The 6,908-nt window shown below is 73.1% G+C and carries 5 protein-coding genes and 1 pseudogene; all 6 read right to left on the bottom strand.

Translation table 11 applies throughout. From position 1 onward, the window contains the following. Nucleotides 1–61 precede the first annotated feature (61 nt). A complete protein-coding gene (locus ACIWVC_RS33745) occupies nt 62–1,681 on the bottom strand; it encodes a DNRLRE domain-containing protein (RefSeq protein ID WP_396452955.1) in 1,620 nt (539 codons plus the stop codon). 57 nt (nt 1,682–1,738) lie between these two features. Further along, nucleotides 1,739–3,007, bottom strand: a complete 1,269-nt coding sequence (locus ACIWVC_RS33740) for a hypothetical protein (protein WP_396452953.1) — start codon at nt 3,005–3,007, stop codon at nt 1,739–1,741. Between the two features lie 107 nt (nt 3,008–3,114). Further along, on the bottom strand, nt 3,115–3,918 hold the full coding sequence (locus tag ACIWVC_RS33735) for a WecB/TagA/CpsF family glycosyltransferase (RefSeq protein WP_396455093.1): 804 nt from the start codon (nt 3,916–3,918) through the stop codon (nt 3,115–3,117). Continuing rightward, nucleotides 3,896–4,855, bottom strand: coding sequence for a sulfite exporter TauE/SafE family protein (locus ACIWVC_RS33730; protein ID WP_396452950.1), 960 nt, complete (start codon nt 4,853–4,855; stop codon nt 3,896–3,898). Before ACIWVC_RS33730 ends, ACIWVC_RS33735 begins: the two co-directional genes overlap by 23 nt. Before the next feature lie 103 nt (nt 4,856–4,958). Then, nucleotides 4,959–6,431 (bottom strand): adenylyl-sulfate kinase, encoded by a 1,473-nt coding sequence (gene cysC / locus ACIWVC_RS33725; protein ID WP_396452948.1) that lies wholly within the window; start codon nt 6,429–6,431, stop codon nt 4,959–4,961. Between the two features lie 111 nt (nt 6,432–6,542). Continuing rightward, nucleotides 6,543–6,908, bottom strand: a pseudogene (locus ACIWVC_RS33720) (hypothetical protein); the annotation flags it as partial.

Here is a 6,908-nt window from a genome sequence, read left to right as displayed (position 1 = left end):
GCGAGGATCGCCTGCGTCGCTAACGGGGGTTCCAGGGGGTCGCCCCCCTGGGCTAGCAGGGCTAACAGAACTCCTGCCATGCCTTCCGGCTGTGGGTGTCGAGTAGGCGGAAGTCGCCGGTGGGCCAGTCCAGGTCGAAGTAGGCGACCCAGAGGGCCTTGTGCTTCTTCAGGTAGGCGTTGGTGGCGCGGAGCCAGGCGGCGCGTTCGGTGCCGTCGTCGTCGCCGACGAGGTAGCTGCCGGTCTCCGCGACGCCGAAGGGGAGGTTCTCGGCCTTGCTGACGGCGATGACGCGGTCGTACATGGTGGACGGCGAGTCGTACCGGCCCTTCTTCCAGCCGAGGTTGTAGGCGTCCCAGCCGAGGACCTGGATGACGTCGCGGCCGGGGTAGTAGTCGCGCCAGTCGCGGTGGGAGAGCGGGTCGAGGCTCCAGCTCATGAGGACGAGGGTGGCGTGCAGCCGCGAGTTGCCGGCCTTGTCGGCGAGGGCGCGGAGGCGGCGCCAGGCTGCGCGGTAGTCGGCCGCGGTGAACTCGCCGTTGGCGATGTTGTCCTCGGGCTCGTGGTAGTAGACCCAGTAGACGTCGCGGTCGCGGGGTGCGGTGGCGAACCAGTTCGTCATCGCCTTGTCGTACTTGCCGGCGAGGACGTCCTTGGGCGCGAGCTTGAAGGAGATGATCGGCGGGCGGTCGCCGAGGTTCGGGTTGCCGGGCCAGGCCGGCGGGACGCCCCGGTAGAAGAGGCGGACGGTCTCCAGGCCGCCGTAGCGGGCGTCCAGGCGGCTGAGGGCCTGCTGGAAGGTCTCACCCGGCTTCAGCTCCAGGGAGAGGCCGCAGAGGGTCCTGCTGCCGCCCGTGGACGTCTCGGGGGACTTGGTGGGCTCGGGGACGTCCCAGGTGGGTTCGGGGCCCGGCGCGGGCAGCGCCGCCGTGGGGGAGGCGCTGGGGGTGGGGGACGCGCTGGTGGACGGCGCGGGCTCGCCGCGGCGGGTCTTCAGCACGAGCCTGGGGCCGTCGCCGGTCTCGCGGGAGTGCAGGGACGCCGCCGACCAGAAGTTCTGGTTGGTGATGGCGAACGCGTAGCGGCCGGGGCCGGTGACGACGGAGCCGACGTCGAAGGAGATCCGGTCCTTGGCGGACGAGGCGGTCGCGATGACGGGGCCGGCGGCGGGCCGGTTGCTCCAGGAGGTGCCGTTCTCCGTCCAGGAGCCGGGGAGGCTGCGCAGCTCGACCTGGCGGGGCCGGTTGCGGGGCCGGTCGAAGGTCACCTCGACCCGGGCTTTGGTGATCTTCGGGGTGCCGCGCGGCACGTCGAAGGCGATGTAGGCCTCGGTGTGCCATTCCGGCCACACCGAGGCGGTGATCTTCTTGTCGTCGCCGAACCCCTTGCCGGGCATCTCGCGTACCACGTAGGTGTCGGCGGACGCCGGGACGACGGTGCCGCCGCCGGCGGACGCGGTCCGGGCGTCGCGGGCGAGCCCGCCGCCGGTGAGCGCGATCGCGCCGGCGGAGCCGCCGACGACGAGGAGGGTGCCGGCGGCGGTGAAGTAGAGGGACGGACGCGGCCCGCGCCGGCGGGCCCGCCCGCGCGGCCTGCGGGCCGGCGGGACGGGCTGCGAACGGCGGGCATCGGGCCGGTGGTGACCACCGGGGAACGGGTCACGGGGGTCGCGGTCGCGCACGGACGGCCCCTTCCTCTCGCTGGTCGTCGCCCCTTTATCTCACATCCGCCCCAGGGCTCACTTGGCGGGGAACATCCCGAGCCTGCCGTGGTACTCGTGGCCGAGCTCCTCGGTGTCGCTGCCGACGAGCAGCCCGCTCGGGTGGGCGACGAGCGCCTCGACGCCGTGGCCGAGCGTCCGGGTGGGGTTCCAGGGGAGCGCCTTGCCGGTGGCCGGGTCGAGGGCGCCGATGCCGGGCCGCGACACGGCGCCGGGGCCGGCGCTGTCGTGCCCGTAGGGGTTGTCGAGCCAGCGCTGGTGGCCGCCGACGTAGACGGCGGAGCCGGTCACGGAGGTGGACAGCAGCGTGTCGCCGCCCGTGTAGTTCACCCACGTGGGCTTCTGCCCGGAGCCGGTGCGGGACGACTCCCAGCGGGCGGCCGAGTCGCACAGGGTGGTCCGGCCGTAGGGGCCGCCGGTGGTGACGACGACGAAGTACTTGCCGTCGGGGGAGAAGTCCATCCCGCGCGTGTAGGTGTCGAAGGCGTTGAGGTTGCACGCGTCGGCGTACTCGTTGGTCGCCCAGGTCGACAGCTTCGCGGTGCCCGAGCCCAGGGTGATCATCGCGATCTGGGGCCGGCTCTGGCCGTTGACGCGGGTGAACGTCCCGTTGATGACCATCCGGGTGTCGGACGGGTCGACCGCGAGCTTGTAGACCTTGAGCGTGCCGGACCGCGGGTGCGTGATGCTGAAGTTGAAGGTGCCGTCGGCGGCGCCGGTGAGCGCGTCGAGCCGGGCGAGGGCGGTGCGCGACTTCCCGCCGGCCTTGGTGAACGAGCCGCCGATGTACAGCCGCAGGCCGCGCCGCACCATCGTGGTGACCCGGTAGTTCACGTTGGGCTTGAAGCCGGTGTGGACCTGGTTGGTGGTGGTCTTGACGGAGGCGACCGTGCCGGTCGCGCGGCCGTTGACGTTCTTGAAGGTCCCGGCCATGTAGACCCAGCCGCCCGTCCCGGCCTGGAGGGCGTGCACGGTGCCGTCGACCTTCGGCGTGAAGACCGTGCTGATCTTCCCGGTCTTCATGTCGTAGGCGAACAGGTTGTGCCGCTTGAGCTTCTTCGACGTGCCGGCTTCGCGCACTTCCTCGAAGTTGCCGCCGACGACGACCAGGTTCCCCACGACGGCGATGGCGCGGACGGTGCCGTCCAGCACGTGCGGGGTGTTGTTCACCGGGTTGGCCGAGACCACCGACGGCATGGCGATGTCGGCGGACGCCGCGCCCGCCGCGGCGGTCAGCGCCGACGCCGCGAGAGTGGTGGCCGTGAGGCAGGCGATGAATGGTCGCATGAAGGTGCTCCGGGAGACGGCCGGGGTCAGTGATGGCATCTTGTCCTACCACAAAGGCGAAAATCGGGCAGTGGTTCCCGGGAACCGCGGCCGGAAAGAGATGTCGGTCACGGCTCGGATCGCGACGCGGGCGCCTTTCCCCTCCGGATCCGGTGCAGAATGACGCGGCCCAGGTAGGAGCCCAGTTCGATGGTGTAGCGGCGCCACAGCCGGCGGGGCTCGCGGGCCAGCCGGTAAAGGAACCCGATGCGCAGCTTGAGGACCCAGCCCGGGTAGTAGTCGCGCCGCTCGGCGAGGTGCTCGAAGTACGCGCCGCACGTGATGATCACGGGTGCGGTGATCCGGTCGCGGTACTCGGTGACGAACCGCTGCTGCAGCGGGGTGCCGAGGCCGACGTGCAGGACGTCGGGGGCCGCCTCGTTGATCTCGGCGACGAGCCGCTCGGCGGTCTCGGCGGGGAGGCGGCCGTGCTCGTCCGCCCAGTGGCCGTGCAGCGTCCCGGCGATCTGCAGCCCCGGGTACCAGGCGCGGACGTTCGCGGCGGCGGCCTCGGCGACGCCGGGCGCGTTGCCGAACAGGAAGACCCGCCAGCCGTGCTCGGCGGGCTGCCCGAACAGGTCGTCGGTGAGGTCGTCGTTGGCCATCCGGCCGGGCACGGGGCGTCCGAAGATCTTCGCGGCGAGCACGACGCCCCACCCGTCCGGCAGGTTGAGGTCGAAGCCGTTCATGAGGTCGCGCAGCCCGGCGTCCTTCTGCGCCTTGAGCACGTAGTCCGGGTTGGCGAACGTGACGGTCAGCTTCGCGCGGTCCTTGACGGCCGCCTCCACGAACGACCGGAGCCGGGCGACGTCGATGCGGCTGACCCGCACGCCGAGGACGTCGACGGTGTCATGCGGCCATCGTTGGTCCACGCTGCTCTCCTGGTGCGCCGGCTCGGCCGGTGGCTGGGACGGGAGAGGGCAGCGTATCGAGGTTCCGGCGCGCGCGGTGGCGGAGGTGCACCGAGACGGCGAGGGTGCCGGCGGCGAGGACGGCCATCGTCCAGGCGAGCGGGACGGCGCCGACGCCGAACATCTTCAGCGACGACGCGACGAGGACGAGCGCCAGCACGCGGCGGATGAGCCCGCCGGGGGCGCGCGAGGAGATCCGGGAGCCGAGGTAGACGCCGGGGATGGAGCCGGCCAGCAGGGCGGCGGTGACCTCCATCCGGAAGTCGCCGAACAGCAGGTGGCCGATGGCGGCCGCGAACACCAGCGGGACGGCCTGCAGCAGGTCGGTGCCGACGAGCTGGTTGGCCTTCAGCGTCGGGTAGAGGGCGAGGAGCGCGACGATGATGAGGGAGCCGGAGCCGACCGAGGTGATGCCGACGACGAGGCCGCCCACCGCGCCGACCAGCACGGTCGGGACCGGGCGGACGGCGACCTCGGGCGCCTCGCCGTCGCCGGCGGAGCCGGCGCGCCCGCGGCGGCCCAGGTAGGCGCGCAGGACGAGCCCGCCCGCCGCGATCATCAGCGCGACGCCCATGGCCTTGCTGATGAGGTCTTCGACGGAGTCGCCGTGGCCGAGCGCCTTCGCCAGCAGGACGCCGGAGAAGGCGGCCGGCACCGAGCCGGCGCACAGCCAGCCGACGAGCCGCGTGTTGATCGTGCCCTGCCGGTAGTGGACGGCGCTGCCGACGGGTTTCATCACGGCGGCGGCGACGAGGTCGCTGGACACGGCGGCGAGCGGGCTGACGCCGAAGAACGTGACGAGCATCGGCGTCATCAGCGCGCCGCCGCCCATCCCGGTCAGCCCGACGATGACGGCGACGAGGAACGAGCCCAGCGCCATCGTCCAATCGAAGTCCATCGGCATGACCTACCTGCCATGTAGGAAAACTCGCGTACCACCCTAGAGGACGGCCTCCGGGTGGGTCTAACCCGGGTTTCGAGCGACAAACGGGACGGATGTTCTATTCGGGACGAACCCAGCCGCCGTCCACCAGCAGGCCGAGCACCTGGCCGACCGCCTCGTCCGGCGCCATCCGCGACGTGTCGAGCGTCAGGTCGGCGTCGTCCGGCTCCTCGTACGGGTCGGAGATGCCGGTGAACTCGGGGATGAGGCCCGCGCGCGCCTTCGCGTACAGGCCCTTGCGGTCGCGTCGCTCGCACTCCTCCAGCGGCGTCGCGACGTGCACCAGGATGAAGTCGCCCACGGCCGACACCATCCGGCGGACTTCGGCGCGGGTCGCCGCGTACGGGGCGATCGGCGCGCAGATCGCGGTGCCGCCGTGCCGGGTGATCTCGGCGGCGACGAACCCGATCCGCCGGATGTTGAGGTCGCGGTCGGCGCGGGAGAACGTCAGCCCGGCGGACAGCATCCGCCGCACGACGTCGCCGTCCAGCAGCGTGACCGTGCGGCCGCCGCGCTCGACCAGCGCGTCGGCCAGGCCGCGCGCGACCGTGGACTTCCCGGAGCCGGACAGCCCGGTGAAGAACACCGTGATGCCCCGCGAGTGCTTCGGCGGGCGCGCCCGCACCAGCTCGGCGGCCACGGCCGGCGGGGTGAACCAGTCGGGGACGGGCTCGCCCGCGTCCAGCAGCTCGGCCAGCCGCTCGGGCGTCAGCTCCGCCTGGACGTGGTCGGGCTCGATGCGCGCGACGGGCCGCCAGACCTCCACGTCGGCGTCGTAGGCCCACGGCTCGGGGACGACCACCGGGATCGCGGTGCCCTCCAGCTCCGCCTCCGCGAGCAGGTGGGTGGCGCCGTAGGACGCGGCGACGTGCGAGCGCAGCAGGACGTCGCGCTCGCCGTCGCCGCCGCGCGCGGGCAGCGGCACCGGGACGATGCGGGTGCCGTCCGGGAGCTCCTTGCGGACGCCGAGCAGCGCGCGGACGAGCGACTCGTCGTGTTCGCCGCCGAGCAGCGGCAGGACCAGCACGTTCGCGCCGAGCCGCTCGGCGACCTGGCGGAGCTGGCCGAGCTGCTTGCGGTGCAGCGGATCGCGCGTGGCCACCGCCAGGACCGGGCCCTCGACGGGGGTGAGCTCGTCGGGACGGCGGCGCAGCGAGTGGAACGGCCCGTGCGCGGGGGCGCGGAGCGCCTCCAGCGGGCCCGCGAGCCGCCACTCCTGGGTGGTCGGGTCCTGCCAGGCCTCGGCGACGTCCAGCACGGCGAGCGGCACGCCCTCCGGATCCTGCAGGACGACGCGCTCCTGGTCCGTCAGCTCCTTCGGGACGGTCAGCGTGACCGGCACCGGCCACGGGGTGCCGTCGGCGAGCCGCCCGCCGGCGACCACCATCGCGGTGTCGTAGGAGCCGAGGAACCCCGGCAGCGGGCGGTACACGCCGGCGAGGAGCAGCTCCAGATCGGCGAGCTCCACCGGGCTCGGGGTCCAGGCGGGCAGGTCCCGCAGCGTGTCGGGAAGGCCGGCGTCGGCGGTCACCGCGATCTCCGATCCCGCCCGGCGGCGGGGGTACCGGGCTTGTCCGTGTGAGTGAGAGTCTCCGCAGCAGAAATTACTGCGTCGGCCCCGGCCCGCGCACGCCCGCCCCGGTCAGATGACCCTGGCGAAACGGTTCTCGGGTTTGCGGATGACCAGCGTGATCTCGCTGTGGTCGGCGGTGAGGCGGCCCCGGGTGACCGCCGACACGAGCCGGCACAGCAGGTCGGCGAGGCCGGTTCCGGCCCCGAGCGCGTCGATGGCCTGCCGGGACGTGTACTCCTCGGAGATCACCAGCCCGCGCATCACGCAGTACCAGCGCATGCCCGCCAGGGACGCGACGCGGCCGTACACCGCGCGCGGCGGGCCCGTCCGGACGACCGGCACCGGCCGGGACGGGGCCCCGGCCGGGGCGCTCGCGGCGGCCGGTGCGTCCGCGCCGGCCCGCGGCGGCCCGGCGGGCGCGCTCTCCGGCCCGGC

Source organism: Actinomadura sp. (genome assembly GCF_044508335.1).
Classification (GTDB): domain Bacteria; phylum Actinomycetota; class Actinomycetes; order Streptosporangiales; family Streptosporangiaceae; genus Spirillospora.
The sequence above is the reverse complement of the archived record's forward strand: the minus strand, read 5'-3'. Positions and strand labels throughout refer to the sequence as shown.

Coding starts and splice junctions, on each gene's coding strand:
- ACIWVC_RS33730 (WP_396452950.1), bottom strand. CDS start 4,855: ATGGACTTCGATTGGACGATGGCGCTGGGCTCGTTCCTCGTCGCCGTC.
- ACIWVC_RS33740 (WP_396452953.1), bottom strand. CDS start 3,007: ATGCGACCATTCATCGCCTGCCTCACGGCCACCACTCTCGCGGCGTCG.